The organism is Delftia sp. WSY_16 (genome assembly GCF_043104415.1).
GTDB lineage: Bacteria > Pseudomonadota > Gammaproteobacteria > Burkholderiales > Burkholderiaceae_C > Comamonas > Comamonas tsuruhatensis.
Map to the genome: position 1 here is coordinate 208,758 of NZ_JBICKS010000003.1, position 13,939 is coordinate 222,696.

General features: G+C 68.2%; 15 protein-coding genes. 9 read left to right on the top strand and 6 right to left on the bottom strand.

All coding sequences use genetic code 11. The features are described from left to right. Window positions 1-9: 9 nt before the first annotated feature. Window positions 10-1,602: a GMC family oxidoreductase gene (locus ACF8O7_RS01750; protein ID WP_126311269.1), complete on the bottom strand. Its 1,593-nt coding sequence runs from the start codon at window positions 1,600-1,602 to the stop codon at window positions 10-12. A gap of 157 nt (window positions 1,603-1,759) precedes the next feature. Between ACF8O7_RS01750 and ACF8O7_RS01755 the strand changes: the two genes are divergently transcribed. Continuing rightward, entirely contained in the window at window positions 1,760-2,608 is an 849-nt protein-coding gene (locus ACF8O7_RS01755) for a 3-hydroxybutyryl-CoA dehydrogenase (RefSeq protein ID WP_126311268.1), read from the top strand. Window positions 2,609-2,689: 81 nt separating this feature from the next. Here ACF8O7_RS01755 and ACF8O7_RS01760 read toward each other — a convergent pair whose 3' ends face one another. After that, window positions 2,690-4,018, bottom strand: coding sequence for a HipA domain-containing protein (locus tag ACF8O7_RS01760; protein WP_016446552.1), 1,329 nt, complete (start codon window positions 4,016-4,018; stop codon window positions 2,690-2,692). Beyond that, the gene (locus ACF8O7_RS01765) at window positions 4,015-4,419 is read right to left on the bottom strand and encodes a helix-turn-helix domain-containing protein (protein WP_016446553.1); all 405 of its coding nucleotides are present in this window, start codon (window positions 4,417-4,419) and stop codon (window positions 4,015-4,017) included. The genes ACF8O7_RS01760 and ACF8O7_RS01765 overlap by 4 nt, the downstream gene beginning before the upstream one ends. A gap of 212 nt (window positions 4,420-4,631) precedes the next feature. Between ACF8O7_RS01765 and ACF8O7_RS01770 the strand changes: the two genes are divergently transcribed. The 3 genes from ACF8O7_RS01770 to ACF8O7_RS01780 all read left to right on the top strand — a co-directional run bounded on the left by ACF8O7_RS01770 (window position 4,632) and on the right by ACF8O7_RS01780 (window position 6,512). After that, window positions 4,632-5,447, top strand: coding sequence for a crotonase/enoyl-CoA hydratase family protein (locus tag ACF8O7_RS01770; RefSeq protein ID WP_126311267.1), 816 nt, complete (start codon window positions 4,632-4,634; stop codon window positions 5,445-5,447). A gap of 110 nt (window positions 5,448-5,557) precedes the next feature. Further along, entirely contained in the window at window positions 5,558-6,028 is a 471-nt protein-coding gene (locus ACF8O7_RS01775; RefSeq protein ID WP_047218473.1) for a MarR family winged helix-turn-helix transcriptional regulator, read from the top strand. A 67-nt stretch (window positions 6,029-6,095) separates the two neighbouring features. Further along, entirely contained in the window at window positions 6,096-6,512 is a 417-nt protein-coding gene (locus tag ACF8O7_RS01780) for an organic hydroperoxide resistance protein (protein ID WP_016451896.1), read from the top strand. Here ACF8O7_RS01780 and ACF8O7_RS01785 read toward each other — a convergent pair whose 3' ends face one another. After that, window positions 6,513-7,265 (bottom strand): 2'-5' RNA ligase family protein, encoded by a 753-nt coding sequence (locus tag ACF8O7_RS01785; protein ID WP_126311266.1) that lies wholly within the window; start codon window positions 7,263-7,265, stop codon window positions 6,513-6,515. Window positions 7,266-7,295: 30 nt separating this feature from the next. On the opposite strand from ACF8O7_RS01785, the gene ACF8O7_RS01790 reads away from it, so the two are divergent. Both ACF8O7_RS01790 and ACF8O7_RS01795 read left to right on the top strand, forming a co-directional pair. After that, window positions 7,296-8,360, top strand: a complete 1,065-nt coding sequence (locus ACF8O7_RS01790; RefSeq protein ID WP_280047548.1) for a serine/threonine protein kinase — start codon at window positions 7,296-7,298, stop codon at window positions 8,358-8,360. A 116-nt stretch (window positions 8,361-8,476) separates the two neighbouring features. Next, the gene (locus tag ACF8O7_RS01795; protein WP_016446559.1) at window positions 8,477-9,427 is read left to right on the top strand and encodes a diguanylate cyclase; all 951 of its coding nucleotides are present in this window, start codon (window positions 8,477-8,479) and stop codon (window positions 9,425-9,427) included. Window positions 9,428-9,501: 74 nt separating this feature from the next. Here ACF8O7_RS01795 and ACF8O7_RS01800 read toward each other — a convergent pair whose 3' ends face one another. Continuing rightward, window positions 9,502-9,969 (bottom strand): hypothetical protein, encoded by a 468-nt coding sequence (locus tag ACF8O7_RS01800; RefSeq protein WP_016446560.1) that lies wholly within the window; start codon window positions 9,967-9,969, stop codon window positions 9,502-9,504. Between the two features lie 314 nt (window positions 9,970-10,283). Between ACF8O7_RS01800 and ACF8O7_RS01805 the strand changes: the two genes are divergently transcribed. Then, the gene (locus ACF8O7_RS01805; protein WP_016446561.1) at window positions 10,284-11,453 is read left to right on the top strand and encodes an MFS transporter; all 1,170 of its coding nucleotides are present in this window, start codon (window positions 10,284-10,286) and stop codon (window positions 11,451-11,453) included. 28 nt (window positions 11,454-11,481) lie between these two features. Here ACF8O7_RS01805 and soxR read toward each other — a convergent pair whose 3' ends face one another. After that, entirely contained in the window at window positions 11,482-11,952 is a 471-nt protein-coding gene (gene soxR, locus ACF8O7_RS01810) for a redox-sensitive transcriptional activator SoxR (protein ID WP_034400108.1), read from the bottom strand. A 128-nt stretch (window positions 11,953-12,080) separates the two neighbouring features. Between soxR and ACF8O7_RS01815 the strand changes: the two genes are divergently transcribed. Together ACF8O7_RS01815 and ACF8O7_RS01820 are read left to right on the top strand one after the other, a co-directional pair. Beyond that, window positions 12,081-12,608 (top strand): RidA family protein, encoded by a 528-nt coding sequence (locus ACF8O7_RS01815; RefSeq protein WP_016451902.1) that lies wholly within the window; start codon window positions 12,081-12,083, stop codon window positions 12,606-12,608. Window positions 12,609-12,654: 46 nt separating this feature from the next. Continuing rightward, complete coding sequence (locus ACF8O7_RS01820) at window positions 12,655-13,893, top strand: MFS transporter (protein WP_126311264.1); 1,239 nt, start codon at window positions 12,655-12,657, stop codon at window positions 13,891-13,893. Window positions 13,894-13,939 lie beyond the last annotated feature (46 nt).

Genomic DNA, 13,939 nt, shown 5'->3' on the forward strand with positions numbered 1-13,939 from the left:
GGCCGTTCTTCAGCGCGCTGCGGCGCGGATCATGTCCACCGCCTTCTCCGCGATCATCACCGTGGGCGCATTGGTGTTGCCGCTGACGATGCGCGGCATGACCGAGGCATCGACCACGCGCAGGCCCTTGAGGCCGTAGACACGCAGCTGCGCATCGACCACGTCCATGGGCCCCGGCCCCATGCGGCAGCTGCCCACGGGGTGGTAGATGGTGTCGGCATGGCTGCGGATGAAGGCCTCGATGCCCGCATCGTCCTGCGCGCCGGCCGAGGCCGGCATCTCGCGCCCGCCCAGGGCCGCCAGCGCCGGCTGGGCCAGGATCTCGCGGGCGCGGCGCACGCCGTTCACCATGCGCCGCAGGTCCTGCGCATCGGAGAAAAAGGCCGGATCCACCAGCGGCAGGGCCAGCGGGTCGGCACTGGCCAGGCGCAGGCTGCCGCGGCTGGCCGGCTGCAGCACGCAGACATGCAGCGAATAGCCATGGCCCCAGACCGTCTTGCGCCCGTGGTCCACCAGCTTGGCGACGACGAAGTGCAGCTGCAGGTCGGGCGCAGCCTCGCCGGGGCTGCTGCGGATGAAGCCGCCCGCCTCGGCAAAGTTGGTGGTCAGCATGCCGCGCCGCTGGCTGCGCCATTGGCCCACGGCGGCCAGCAATCTGCGTGCGCCCCCCAGGGACAGGCCGAAGCTGTCGGTCAGCTGCGCGCCATCGACCACCAGCACCACATCCGGGTGGTCATGCAGATGGGCGCCCACGCCGGGCAGATGGTGGACCACATCGATGCCCAGCGAACGCAGGTGATCGCCCGGCCCCACGCCAGACAGCATCAGCAGCTGCGGCGACAGCAGTGCGCCGCCGCAAAGCAGCACCTCGCGCCGGCAGTGCAGTTGCTGCACCGTACCGCCCTGCAGGTACTCCACGCCCACGGCGCGCCGGCCCTCGAACAGAATGCGCAGCACCTGGGCACCCGTTTCCACGCGCAGATTGGGCCTGGCACGGTGCGGCGCCAGATAGGCCTTGGCGACGTGGTGGCGCTCGCCATTGCGCTGGGTGACCTGGTACAGGCCCACACCCTCCTGCGCCTGGCCGTTGAAATCCGCGTTGTGCGCATGGCCGGCCTGCACGCCCGCCTGCACGAAGGCCCGGGACAGCGGGTTGGGATCGCGCAGCTCGGCCACGTTCAGCGGCCCGCCCGTGCCGTGCCAGGCATCGGCGCCGCGTTCGTTGTGTTCGGCGCGCAGGAAATAGGGCAGCACCTCGCTCCAGCTCCAGCCCGGATTGCCCTGGGCCGCCCAGTGGTCGTAGTCGGCCGGCTGGCCGCGCACATAGACCATGGCGTTGACCGCGCTGGAGCCGCCCAGCACCTTGCCGCGCGGCTGGTGGCCACGCCGCCCGCCCAGGCCCGGCTGCGGCACGGTGGACAGGCCCCAGCTGTGGCGCCCGCCCTTGGCCATGGCGGCCATGCCTGCCGGACAGTGGATGAGCACGCTGGAGTCGGCCAGCCCGGCCTCCAGCAGCGCCACCTGCGTCTGCGCATCCTCGCTGAGCCGCCCGGCCAGCACCGAGCCCGCCGAGCCGCCTCCGATCACGATGTAGTCCAGCATGCCTCCCCCTCCCCTGCGGTGTAGCCATCCACTGTTGCAGTCGCCTGCGCGGCGCCGCAAGCCGGGGCAAACCCGGTGGATGCTCCGAATCCCGCTACGATCGCTGGATCGCATTCACATTCGCATTCACTTTGTTCGTTTGAGGAGACTGACAGTCATGGCAATTCAAACCGTAGGCATCATCGGCGCAGGCACCATGGGCAACGGCATCGCGCAGGCCTGCGCGGTATCGGGCATCGACGTGGTCATGGTGGACATCTCCGATGCCGCCGTCCAGAAGGGCGTGGCCACCGTCTCGGGCAGCCTGGACCGCCTGATCAAGAAGGAAAAGCTGACCGAGGCCGACAAGGCCGCCGCCCTGGCCCGCATCAAGACATCGACCGACTACGCGGCGCTCAAGGGCGCGCAACTGGTCATCGAGGCCGCCACCGAGAACTACGAGCTCAAGGTCAAGATCCTCAAGCAGCTGGACGCCCTGCTGGATGCCGACGTCATCGTCGCCACCAACACCTCGTCCATCTCCATCACCCAGCTGGCCGCCGTGACGGGCCGTGCCGACAAGTTCATCGGCATGCACTTCTTCAACCCCGTGCCCATGATGGCGCTGGTGGAGATCATCGTCGGCCTGCAGACCAGCGACGAGACGCACGCCACGGTCAAGGAACTGTCCGAGCGCCTGGGCAAGAGCCCCATCACCGTGAAGAACGCCCCCGGCTTCGTGGTCAACCGCATCCTGGTGCCCATGATCAACGAGGCCTTCTTCGTGCTGGCCGAAGGCCTGGCATCGGCCGAGGACATCGACGCCGGCATGAAGCTGGGCTGCAACCAGCCCATCGGCCCGCTGGCCCTGGCCGACATGATCGGCCTGGACGTGTGCCTGGCCGTGATGGAGGTCTACCTCAAGGAATTCGGCGACAGCAAGTACCGCGCCTGCCCTCTGCTCAAGGAAATGGTCGCCGCCGGCCGCCTGGGCCGCAAGACGGGCCGCGGCGTGTACAGCTACTGATACACCGCCCCCAAGGCCAAGCGAAGGCGAAGGCGAAGGCAGCTCAGGCTGGCCTTCGCCTTTTGTTTTGGTGGCCGCGCGCTACTTGGTTTTGCGCACCAGCGCCAGCATGTCCTCGATGACGATGTGACGTATCGACCTGAGCATTCTCAGGTGGGCACTTCTTGTGGAATGGTCCATTGCAGAGTCGGCAGGCTGGTGGAGCTGGCCAGCCTCGAATTCTGCGATCAACGTATCGGCCTGCGGAGCCAGCATGCCAAGCATCCTGTCGAGCACACGTCCGCTTGTGCTCTGGGTCAGGCCCAAGGCCGTACCTGCGGCCAGCAGCTTTCCGTAGGTCACGTCGGCAAAGAAGGCCGCACCCGCAAGCGGAACCGTCAGCCGCTCCTGTGGCCATACCGCATGTTCATCGGCGTAAGCCCGCGTGTGATAGACGGCGGTGCTCAGGAGATCGTAGAACGGCGCCAGCCTGACGCCGCCCCGGTCCACCAGGAACGACAGATTCTTCAGATGACTGTCGCTGTTGCCCACCAGGGTGTTGAACAGCAGCCACTGATAGATGCCCATCCGGGCTTGCGCCTTTTCGCGGCAGCGGTCCATCAACGACGCCAGTGTCTGGATGCTGGCTCCTTGATATTTGAAAGTCCGGGCCAGGTCGAGCAGTTGGCAGGCATCCACCACATGCAGTCGCAGCCACTCTTGGGACGCTTCATCAAACACGCGGTCAAAGCGGTTGATGACATAGGCCGGCTCGGGCGTGTACAGCAGGTGTACCGGCGGCACATCAAGCCCCAGGCGCCCGGCAAGCTTCATGGTGAAGGCCTCGTTGACGGTCGAGTGCGGATAGCCTTCGGCCGTGGAGTCCGGCTTGAGGATATGGCTGGAAGCCGTCCCTTGGAAGGGTTCCTGCAGGCGAGCGGTTTTCTCGTCGTACAGCACCACCATTTTGTGCTGCGCTCCAGCCAGGGACATGCGCTTGGGTGATCCGGCATGCAAGGATGTGCGCGGCAAGTTCCTGAGTCTTAGTGACAGTTCGCCGAACTCCAGCCTCCTTGCGCCGCGCTCGGCTGCACCCGCCCCAGGCGGCAGCAGGACCAGGGATCCGGCCGATTCCGCGCCAAGGGCCTGCAAAAGGCCGAAGGCATCGTGCTCATTCACCTCCAGCTCTTTGCTGATCGCACTGCGCAGTGCTTCCTCGGGCAGCAGGTTGTCGAAGAACCATTGGACGCTGCGGTGCGTAGATCCGTCGATGTGCCTGCGCTTTGCCAAGGAAATGCCGGGCGCCAATGGGAAAGCGCGAGGGTCGCCCATCCACTCCTCCTCATAGGCAAAGCCCCAGACATCCCTGTTTTCGACCAGCTTTCCGGCAAGCCGGCCGTTGATGAATACGTCCAGGATGCGTGCGGTCACGGCCTGTTCTTTTCGAAGGCGGTGCGGAAGAACGCATCGTCCGAGTCGCGGGCACCGGGCTCCTCCCTGACTTCAGCGGCTGGCCCTCCGTCCGGTGCGCCCTGGCGCGTTCGGTACTCGTGGGAACCATGGGACTCAGGTGGCAGCCTGGCCTGGCGGCGCTGCAGATAGGCCTGCTCGGTTCCCTCGGGAAGGTCGATGAGCACCTCGATTCCCAGTTCGGACAGCAGTTGCAGCACGCGCCCAAACTGGACCGTGGGCTTGCCGCGCTCCACGTCCCGCACAAAGACATGGCTCACGCCTGCGGCGCCTGCTGCATCGTCCTGGCGCAAGCGCCGCGCCTTGCGAACGGCCCATACCGCGTCACCGAGTGCATCCACAGAGTCGATGGAGATCTTCATGGCTTCAATGAAATCGAAAGCATGGTTTCGATCTTATCGATCGGCAATGGCGCTGGCAATGAATCGAAACGAACTTATCGATTTTCATCGATCAGCTTCCCAAACCTCAGAAAACGAAAGCATTGCTTAGATATTCATTTCGTTTTCAACCGTCCTCTGCGCGACTGCACCCATCCCTGGCCTGCTCTAAGGTCCATGCGCAGGAGACACGCATGGACATCAACACCCCCACCCCGCCGCCCGAAGGCTGCATCAGCTGCGAAGTGCGCGGCCATGTGCTGCTGATCGGCATCAACCGTCCCGCCAAGCGCAACGGCTGGACGCCCCCCATGTTCCAGCAGCTGGCCGAGGCCTATACCCGGCTGGACGACGACCCCGAGTTGCGCGTGGGCGTGCTGCATGCGTTCGGCAGCCATTTCACGGCGGGGCTGGACCTGCCGGTGATGGCGGAGTACCTGCGCTCGGGCAGGAAGGCCATCCCGCAAGGCCTGGTGGAGCCGCACGACTACGGCCTGGTCGGCTACCGGCGCCGCGCCAAGCCCATGGTGGTGGCGGTCAAGGGCATTTGCTTCACGGTGGGCATCGAGCTGATGCTGGGCGCCGACATCGTGGTCGCGGCCGATGACTGCCGCTTTTCCCAGCTGGAGGTGCAGCGCTGCATCATGCCCACGGGCGGCGCCACGCTGCGCATGGCCGAACGTGCGGGCGTGGGCAATGCCATGCTGCACCTGCTGACGGCCGACGAATTCGGCAGCGCCGAGGCCTATCGCCTGAACTTCGTGCAGAAGGTGGTGCCGGCCGGCCAGGAGCTGGCCGAGGCGCTGCGCATTGCCGAGCGCATTGCCGCCCAGGCCCCGCAGGCCGTGGTGGCCACGCGGCTCAATGTGCTCAAGGCCATCGAGCTGGGCCAGGCCGCCGCCGTGGCCGACTTCATTCCCGTGCAGCAGCGCCTGGCCAGCAGCGAGGATGCGGCCGAGGGCGTGCGCTCCTTCATCGAGAAACGCCCCGCTCGCTTCACGGGCCGATAGGCCCCCTCGGTCCCTCGACCCCTCGACCCCTGCGGATCTTCACCTTCCGATCCGAAGGGGTTTTTCAAATTAAGTTGTGCACAATTTAATTGACAGCAATAATTCAACCCATGCCCAGCAGCCACCCCCTTCCTCTCGACAGCTCCGAGCTTCTGCGCCTGGACAACCAGGTCTGCTTCGCGCTGTACTCGGCATCGCTGGCCATGACCAAGCTGTACAAGCCCCTGCTCGATGGCATCGGCCTGACCTATCCGCAGTACCTGGTGATGCTGGTGCTGTGGGAGCGCGACGGCCTGACCGTGTCCGAGATCGGCGAACAGCTGTATCTGGATTCGGGCACGCTGACCCCGTTGCTCAAGCGCCTGGAAGGCGCGGGCCTGCTGGAGCGGGTGCGCGATGCGCAGGACGAGAGGCGCGTGCGCATCACGCTCACGCCGCAAGGCCGGGCGCTGCGCGATGCGGCTGAAAAGATTCCCGCCTGCGTGCTGCAGAGCACGCAGTGCACGCTGCCCGAGTTGCAGGCGCTGACGCAGCAACTGGGCGCACTGCGCCAGCGGCTGGTGCCGCGCCGCAGCGATTGACGACCACCCGCAGACGATTTCCTCCACCCGTCCGCACCGCCGGACAACTTTGCAAAAGGAAGACACCATGGCCCAGCTCGAAAAAGTCCTGTACACCGCACGTGCCCACACCACCGGCGGCCGCGACGGCGCCTCGCGCACCGATGACGGACGCCTGGATGTGACCCTGTCCTCGCCGGGCACCAGCGGCACGGGCACCAACCCCGAGCAACTGTTCGCCGCCGGCTACTCGGCCTGCTTCATCGGCGCCATCAAGGCCGTGGCCGGCAAGCAGAAGATCAGCCTGCCGCAGGACCTGGCCATCGACGCCGAAGTGGACCTGGGCACCATCCCCAACGCCTACGGCATCGCCGCGCGCCTGAAGGTCAGCCTGCCCGGCATGGACAGGGCCGCCGCCCAGGCCCTGGTGGACGCGGCCCACCAAGTCTGCCCCTACTCCAACGCCACGCGCGGCAACATCGACGTGCAGATCACCCTGGCCTGATCAGGCCCAGTCCGGCCTCTGCAGCCAGTGCAGCCTGCGGCGCAGGAGGTCGTAGCGGGCGTGACAGGTCAACGGCCCGTGCAGCACATCGGCTGCATAGCTGACCAGCGCGATCTCGCCCACGGCGGCCTGCCAGTGCTCCTGCATTGGCAGGCCGCTCATCCATTGCAGCACCTGGTCACGGGGCCAGGCAGCGCTCCAGGCGCCCAGCGTCACATGGGGCACGTAGGGGCGCATCGTCTCGGTCAGCGCCAGCCCTGGCCCTGTCTGCGCGAGCACGCCATGCAGTCCGTGCAGCGTGCAGCCGTCCGGCCTGACGTCGCGCACCTGAAGGTAGGGCGCCATCTCGAAACTTCCCCAGCCACCGAACTCCAGCTGCAGCGGCGCGGCCGGCAGGTGCTGCAGCGCGAGCAGGTCGCGCGACAGTTGCGCCGCGCCGTAGGCCTGAGGCAGTTGCGCACCGCCATCCAGAAAGCCCGCGGTGGCCAGGGTCACGTGCAGTTGCCGCTGGCAGTGCGGGACCAGCGCCGCGCCCAGCCAGCGGCGTGCCTGCGCACAGGCGGCTTGCACGGCGTCGCGCACAGGCGGGGCCAGCGCCTGCATCGTCACCACCCAGACCGCATAGCGGCCACGGCCGAGGTGCCAGGCGCTCCAGTCGTCGGATGGCCCGGCCGCACTGGCGATGGCATGGGATTGCAGGAAGTGGGGCAGCAGCGGCACGGCGGGCGGATCGGCGTTGTCGGGCGGACGCAAAGCTTAAGCCAGCCCGGCGACAATCGCCCCATGTCTGCCACACCATACGATCCTGATCTGAGTGCCGTCCCCGATGCCGGTTCGCACGCCTATGCCCGGCTCACGCCCGACGCCGTGCTCGACGCACTGGCCTCGGTCGGCCTGTGGGGCGATGGCCGGCTCACGGCCCTGGCCTCCTACGAAAACCGTGTCTACCAGGCCGTGCTGGAGGACGGCGAACGCGTGGTGCTGAAGTTCTACCGCCCGGGCCGCTGGAGCCGCGTTCAGATCCTGGAGGAGCACGCCTTCAGCGCCGAGCTGACGGCCGCCGAAGTGCCTGCCGTGCCCCCGCTGGTGCTGGCAGGTGCCACGCTGCACAGCTACGCGGGCTTTGATTTCTCGGTCAGCCCCTGGCGCGGTGGCCGCCCGCCCGAGCTGGACGATTTCGAGGTGCTGGAGTGGACCGGGCGCTTCCTGGCCCGCATCCACACCGTGGGCGAAGCGCGCCCGTTTGTGCACCGGCCCGCGCTGGACCTGGCCACCTTCGGCCACGACTCCATGCAATGGCTGCTGGACCGGAAAATGATTCCGCTGGAGGTGGAATCCACCTGGAAAGCCGCCTGCCAGCGGGCCCTTGAGCTGATGGCACCCGCTGCCGACGGCCTGAGCGCAGCCGGCCACTTCGGCCTGCACAGCGCGCGCACGCTGCGCCTGCACGGCGACTGCCATCCCGGCAACGTGCTGTGGACGCCGCTGGACGACGAAGGCCATGGCGGCCCGCATTTCGTGGACCTGGACGATGCGCGCACGGGCCCGGCCGTGCAGGACCTGTGGATGCTGCTGTCGGGCGACCGCAGCCAGCGCACGCGCCAGCTGGGGGCCCTGCTGGATGGCTATGAGCAGTTCCGCCCCTTCGACCGCCGCGAGCTGGCCCTGATCGAGCCGCTGCGCACGCTGCGCCTCATCCACTACAGCGCCTGGCTGGCGCGGCGCCAGGACGACCCGATCTTTGCCATCAACTTCCCCTGGTTCGGCTCGCCCGACTACTGGCGCGGGCAGGTGGACATGCTCAACGAGCAGATCGAGGCGATGCAGGAAGAGCCTCTATACGCCTGAGGTCACCGGGCCGCCTGCCTGCCGAAGACAGAGATCTTTACAAATTGTCCACACCCCCTGCGACCTATCCAGGGCTGCGGGTTCCGGGGTATTCTCGGCCCGAAATCCCACCGGCCATGCCCTACTCCGCCTTCCCCCCTACGCTGCCCAACCCGCTACAGCCCTTGCCTGCCGGGCAGAAGGTGCTTGTGGTGGACGACGTCCCGGACAACGCCGCCATCATCTGCCAGGTGATCAAGGATCTGTGCAGCGTGCTCATGGCCCACACGGGCGAGGACGCGCTGACCCTGGCCCGCCAGTACCTGCCCGACCTCATCCTGCTGGACATCCGCATGCCCGAGATGGACGGCTTCGAGGTCTGCCGGCGCCTGAAGGCGGACCTGGAAACCGCCCACATCCCCGTCATCTTTCTCACGGCGCTGACCGAGCCCCATTGCGAGGAACTGGGACTGAACCTGGGCGCGGTGGATTTCGTGACCAAGCCCTTTCGCCCGCCCGTGCTCAAGGCGCGCGTGCGCACGCATCTGGAGATTGCACAGCAGCGCAAGATGCTGCAGCTGCTCTCGCACAGCGACGGGCTGACGGGCACGGCCAACCGGCGCTTTTTCGGCGCCCAGCTGGAGCGCGAGTTCATGCGCCTGCAGCGGCTGGGCGAGCCGCTGTCGCTGGTGATGATCGATGTGGACCACTTCAAGGCCTACAACGACCACTACGGCCATCTGGTCGGCGATGAATGCCTGAGCCAGCTGTCCCAGGCCATACAGGGCGCGCTGCACCGGCCTGGCGACCTGCTGGCGCGCTATGGCGGCGAGGAATTCGTCTGCCTGCTGCCCCATACGGCGCTGGACGGCGCGGTGCTGGTTGCGCAGGGCATCGTCGATGCGCTCAGGGCGCTGGACCTGCCCCACGCCGCCTCGCCCCTGGGCCATGCGCTGACCGTCAGCCTGGGTGTGGCCAGCATGGCGCCTTCGCCCGACAACAGCGCCGACCAATTGCTGGCCGATGCCGACCGGCGCCTGTACCTCGCCAAGAACGCGGGCCGGGACCGTATCGTCTGGGCGGGGTGAACCGAAGTACCCCCTGAGCGGCTGCGCTAGGCTGGGCCAGGCGCACCTTCCAGGGCGACGCATACCCTTAAGCGTCAGCAACGCCCGTCGACGCGGCAGGCCGGTACGACCTGACCGCTGGCGTCGCGCCATTGCAGCTGGCCGGCGGGGGTCTGGGAGGGCGCTGCAGGTGCGGGCTCCTGCGGTGTTTGGGTGGCGGAGCGCTGCGGGTCGTGCAGCACGGTGGACGAGCCCACGCCCACACCCACCCGCGCGCCGCCCACGCCCGTGGAGGCGCCCACGCCGGCGCTGCCCAGGACCTGGCCACTCTGGTTGACGCCCACCCCAACGCCCAGCGGCCCCACGCCCGTGCCGACACCGGCGCTCAGCCCGCCGCTGCCCAGCCCGACGCCCACCGATACCGGGCCGACGGGAATGCCTATGCCCACGCCGCCGCCTACCGAGCCGCAACCGGCCAGCAGCAGCGCGCAGGCGGCAAGCGCGGCCCCAGCCGCCTTGCGCAATGGCGGGCAGGTGATGAAGGCGGTGGGTGGAACTGGCATGCCGGACTCTCAGGACAAGGGGAAAACACAGGGACGGCCACAGGGTACACCCGCCCGCCTGGCGCACGATGCCAGCGGTATGCCCGGGTGCATGCCAGGGGCTCGGAGGCGGCGAAACACCCAGGACACGCGGGTTTCTTAGAATTCACCCATTGGCCTGCGGGTCATTCCAGATTCCATGCGCTCCCGGACAGTGCCGCGGCGCCTCGGGGCGCAAGGCCTGCGCGGCGCCTCTTTCCCTCGCTTTCGTCTTCTTCGCGTTCCCTTTTTCTATGCAAACCCGTTGGCCACCCTATGCGTGGGTGTGTTTTTCCATGTGCGTGGGTGTCATGGGCACGGCCCTGGCCAGCCCGCTGTACCCGCTGTACCAGCAGGCCTGGGGGCTGCAGCCCAGCCACATCACGCAGATCTTCGTGGCCTACATGTTCGGCGCGCTGGCCAGCCTGCTGTTCCTGGGCCGGCTGACCGACCGCTTCGGCTTTGTCGCCGTGCTGCGCGCCGGGCTGATCCTGATGACGCTGGGCGTGCTGGCCTCCACCGTGGCCTGGAACGTGCCCAGCTTTGCGCTGGGCCGCGTGGTGATCGGCGTGGCTTCGGGGCTGATCACCACCTCGGCCTCGGTGGGCATGACCCGGCTTAACAACCGGGGCGACCTGCAGCGCGCCGCGGCCACGACCAGCCTGACCATTGCCTTCGGCTTCGGGCTGGGCCCCGTGGTGGGCGGGCTGATCGCGCAGTGGCTGCCCTGGCCGCTGGTCACGGCCTATATCCCCTCGCTGGGGCTGGGCCTGCTGGCCATCTATGCGCTGTACCAGGTGCGCATTGCCGAGCCGGCGGAGCTGGCCTCCACCCAGGCACGCGCGCTGCACTGGCGTGATTTCATGCCCACCATCACCCTGCCCGAGCGCCGCTTTGCGCGCCACTACGCGCTGGGCGGCATGTGTGCGTTCTGCGCCTTCGGCATGTTCAGCCTGTTCGCATCGCTGGCGCCCAGCTTCATGCAGCGCATGGTGCCCTGGCATGGGCCGGCCGTTTCGGGCCTGTCCATCGGCGTGATCCTGTTCCTCTCGGCGGGCTTCCAGTACCTGGCGCGCCCGCGCCCGACCAAGGGCTCGGCCATTCTGGGCTTTGCCTGCCTGGTGGCCTGCAACCTCCTGCTGCTGGTCAACAGCTTTGCGGGCTCGGCCCTGCTGTTCGCGCTCAGCGTGATCGCCACGGCGGCGGGCCACGGCCTGTGCAATCTGGCGGGCATGTCCATCGTCAACAAGGTCTCGACACCGGCCACGCGCACGGGCCTGCTGTCCACCTACCTGGTGGTCGGCTACCTGGGCACCATCGTGCCCATCCTGGGCCTGGGCTGGCTTTCGGACCACATCGGCATCACCGAGGCCCTGGTCGCCTACTGCATCGTCATGGGCGTGCTGGCCGGCTGGCTGTGCTGGATGTGCACGCGCACGCCAACGCTGCCCATGCCCAAGCACTAGGACCTGTTCACGCCCAAGCGCAGGCTGTTCAGCGAAAGTGCGGCCCCGGCCCGTCCTTGGCCAGGCAATCGCCGTCATTGCGCAGCGGGCAGACCTTGAGGGACAGGCAGCCGCAGCCAATGCAGCCGTCGATCTGGTCGCGCAGCTGGGTCAGCCCCTGGATGCGCGCATCCAGCGCATGGCGCCAGCGCGCGGACAGCGCGCTCCAGTCGGCCTGCGTGGGCGTGCGGCCGCTGGGCAGCTCCTGCAGCGCCTCGGCAATCTCGGCCAGCGGCACGCCCATGCGCTGGGCCACCCTGATGACGGCCACGCGCCGCAGCACGGCACGCGCATAGCGGCGCTGGTTGCCGGGCGTGCGCAGGCTCTCGATCAGCCCCTGGCGCTCGTAGAAATGCAGGGCCGAGACGGTGATGCCACTGCGCCGGGCCACTTCGCCCACGGAGAGGATGGCCGGCCCGTCATGGTCGGACGCGGTGACACCGGCAGAAGACAGATTCATGGCAGCAGAAAATAGGCGCAGGAAAAATAGGTCCAAGCAGGCCTGCATTTGACCTCAACTTTGGTTGAGGTTTCACACTGGCAAGCCTCGCCGGTCCAGCCGGCGCACTTTCGGACTCCAGGCCCACCATGCAACACGACGCACTTCCAGCCGCCTCGGCACAGCCCGCCGCTTCCACGGCCCCGCAACTGCACCATCTGCAGCCCGCCGGCCTCTACGACGCCACGCCCAACGGCTACACCCATGTGGTCACCGTGCACGGGCCGGCGCAATGGGCCTTCGTCTCGGGCCAGGGCGGCGAGAACCAGGCGGGCGACTTGCCCGACAGCTTCGCGGACCAGGCTCAGCAGGCGCTGTCCAACCTCAAGCTGGCGCTGCAGGCGGCGGGCGCGGACATGGGCCAGGTGGTCAAGCTGACCCTGCTCATCGTCGACCACTCGGAGGCCCGCTTCAACGACTGGCAGGCCGCCGTGCGCCTGCATTGGAGCGACGGTGCCCCCGGCGATGGCGCCCCCAGCAATACCCTGCCGCGCTTTCCGGCCTGCACCCTGATCCCCGTGCCCCGGCTGGCCCTGCCCGGCATGCTGATCGAGGTCGATGCCGTGGCCGCACTGCCCGCCACCGCCCAGCCGGCGCGGCCGCCGCTGTGGGTCTGAGCCATCCGCTTGCCACCCATCAGCAGATACCACAGGCATTCGTCCGATGAACAGATCCTCCCCGGCCCCCGCCCTGCCCTCGCCGCCCATGCAGGCCACCGCCGCGCCCGTGCTGCCCCAGAGCACCCTGCTGCTCATGGCCACGGCCTGCGGCCTGTGCGCGGGCGGCAACTACTTCAACCAGCCGCTGCTGCACTCCATCGCCATCGACCTGGGCATCAGCGAGGCGCGTGCCTCGCTGACGGTGACCATGGCCCAGGTCTCCTATGCGCTGGGACTGCTGCTGCTCGTGCCCCTGGGCGACATGCTGGAACGCCGCCGCCTGGTGCTGGGCCTGATGCTGCTGGCCGCGCTGGGCATGCTGGCCAGCGGCATGGCGCACAGCTTTGCGCTGCTGGCGGCGGGCACGCTGATGACCGGGCTGTTCTCGGTCGCGGCCCAGGTGCTGGTGCCCATGGCGGCCAGCTTTGCGGCGCCCGGCGCCGGCGGGCGCGCCGTGGGCCTGGTCATGAGCGGGCTGCTGATCGGCATCCTGGCCTCGCGCAGCGTGGCCGGCGTGCTCTCGGACCTGGGCGGCTGGAATGCCGTGTACTGGGTCGGTGCCCTGGCCACGGCCGGCGTGGCCCTGCTGCTGCGGCGCGCGCTGCCGCTGGCGCAGCCGGCCCAGCGCATCGGCTATGGCGCGGTGATGCGCTCCCTGCTCACGCTGGCGCGCGAGCAGCCGCGCCTGCGCAGCCGGGCGCTGATCGGCGGCATGGGCTTTGCCACGGTGAGCGTGCTGTTCTCCACCATGGCGCTGCTGCTGGCCGGGCCGGGCTACGGGTTCGGCGATGCGCAGATCGGCCTCATCGGTCTGGTCGGCGTGGCCGGCGCCCTCATGGCCAACATGGCCGGCCGGCTGGCCGACCGGGGGCTGGAGCAGCGCACCACGCTGGCCGGCGGCCTGCTCATGCTGGCGGGCTGGGGGGCGCTGTGGCTGGGCGGCACCAGCCTGTGGTGGTTCCTGGCGGGGCTGCTCATCGTCGATGCTGCGCTGCAGGCCCTGCACATCAGCAACCAGAACGTGATCTACGCGCTGGCGCCTTCGGCGCGATCGCGCATCAATGCGGTCTACATGACGGGGTACTTCATCGGCGCCTCGCTGGGCTCGGCCGTGGGCTCGACGGTGTGGCTGCACTGGGGATGGACGGGTGCCGGCGTTGCAGGCCTGGCCCTGAGCCTGTGCACGCTGGCCGTGGTCGCCTGGGACAGAAGCCTGGCGCGCCAGGCCAAGGCACGGGCGTAGGGCATCGCACCAACCTGCGGCACGGCGGCGCAGGAATGCACCGCAA

What these genes read in the sequence shown, in the direction of transcription:
- ACF8O7_RS01765 (WP_016446553.1), bottom strand. Translation starts at nt 4,419, where the DNA reads ATGAAGATCTCCATCGACTCTGTGGATGCACTCGGTGACGCGGTATGG.
- ACF8O7_RS01795 (WP_016446559.1), top strand. Translation starts at nt 8,477, where the DNA reads ATGCCCTACTCCGCCTTCCCCCCTACGCTGCCCAACCCGCTACAGCCC.
- ACF8O7_RS01820 (WP_126311264.1), top strand. Translation starts at nt 12,655, where the DNA reads ATGAACAGATCCTCCCCGGCCCCCGCCCTGCCCTCGCCGCCCATGCAG.
- ACF8O7_RS01790 (WP_280047548.1), top strand. Translation starts at nt 7,296, where the DNA reads ATGTCTGCCACACCATACGATCCTGATCTGAGTGCCGTCCCCGATGCC.
- ACF8O7_RS01750 (WP_126311269.1), bottom strand. Translation starts at nt 1,602, where the DNA reads ATGCTGGACTACATCGTGATCGGAGGCGGCTCGGCGGGCTCGGTGCTG.
- ACF8O7_RS01780 (WP_016451896.1), top strand. Translation starts at nt 6,096, where the DNA reads ATGGCCCAGCTCGAAAAAGTCCTGTACACCGCACGTGCCCACACCACC.
- ACF8O7_RS01770 (WP_126311267.1), top strand. Translation starts at nt 4,632, where the DNA reads ATGGACATCAACACCCCCACCCCGCCGCCCGAAGGCTGCATCAGCTGC.
- ACF8O7_RS01775 (WP_047218473.1), top strand. Translation starts at nt 5,558, where the DNA reads ATGCCCAGCAGCCACCCCCTTCCTCTCGACAGCTCCGAGCTTCTGCGC.
- ACF8O7_RS01800 (WP_016446560.1), bottom strand. Translation starts at nt 9,969, where the DNA reads ATGCCAGTTCCACCCACCGCCTTCATCACCTGCCCGCCATTGCGCAAG.
- ACF8O7_RS01815 (WP_016451902.1), top strand. Translation starts at nt 12,081, where the DNA reads ATGCAACACGACGCACTTCCAGCCGCCTCGGCACAGCCCGCCGCTTCC.
- ACF8O7_RS01805 (WP_016446561.1), top strand. Translation starts at nt 10,284, where the DNA reads ATGTGCGTGGGTGTCATGGGCACGGCCCTGGCCAGCCCGCTGTACCCG.
- soxR (WP_034400108.1), bottom strand. Translation starts at nt 11,952, where the DNA reads ATGAATCTGTCTTCTGCCGGTGTCACCGCGTCCGACCATGACGGGCCG.
- ACF8O7_RS01755 (WP_126311268.1), top strand. Translation starts at nt 1,760, where the DNA reads ATGGCAATTCAAACCGTAGGCATCATCGGCGCAGGCACCATGGGCAAC.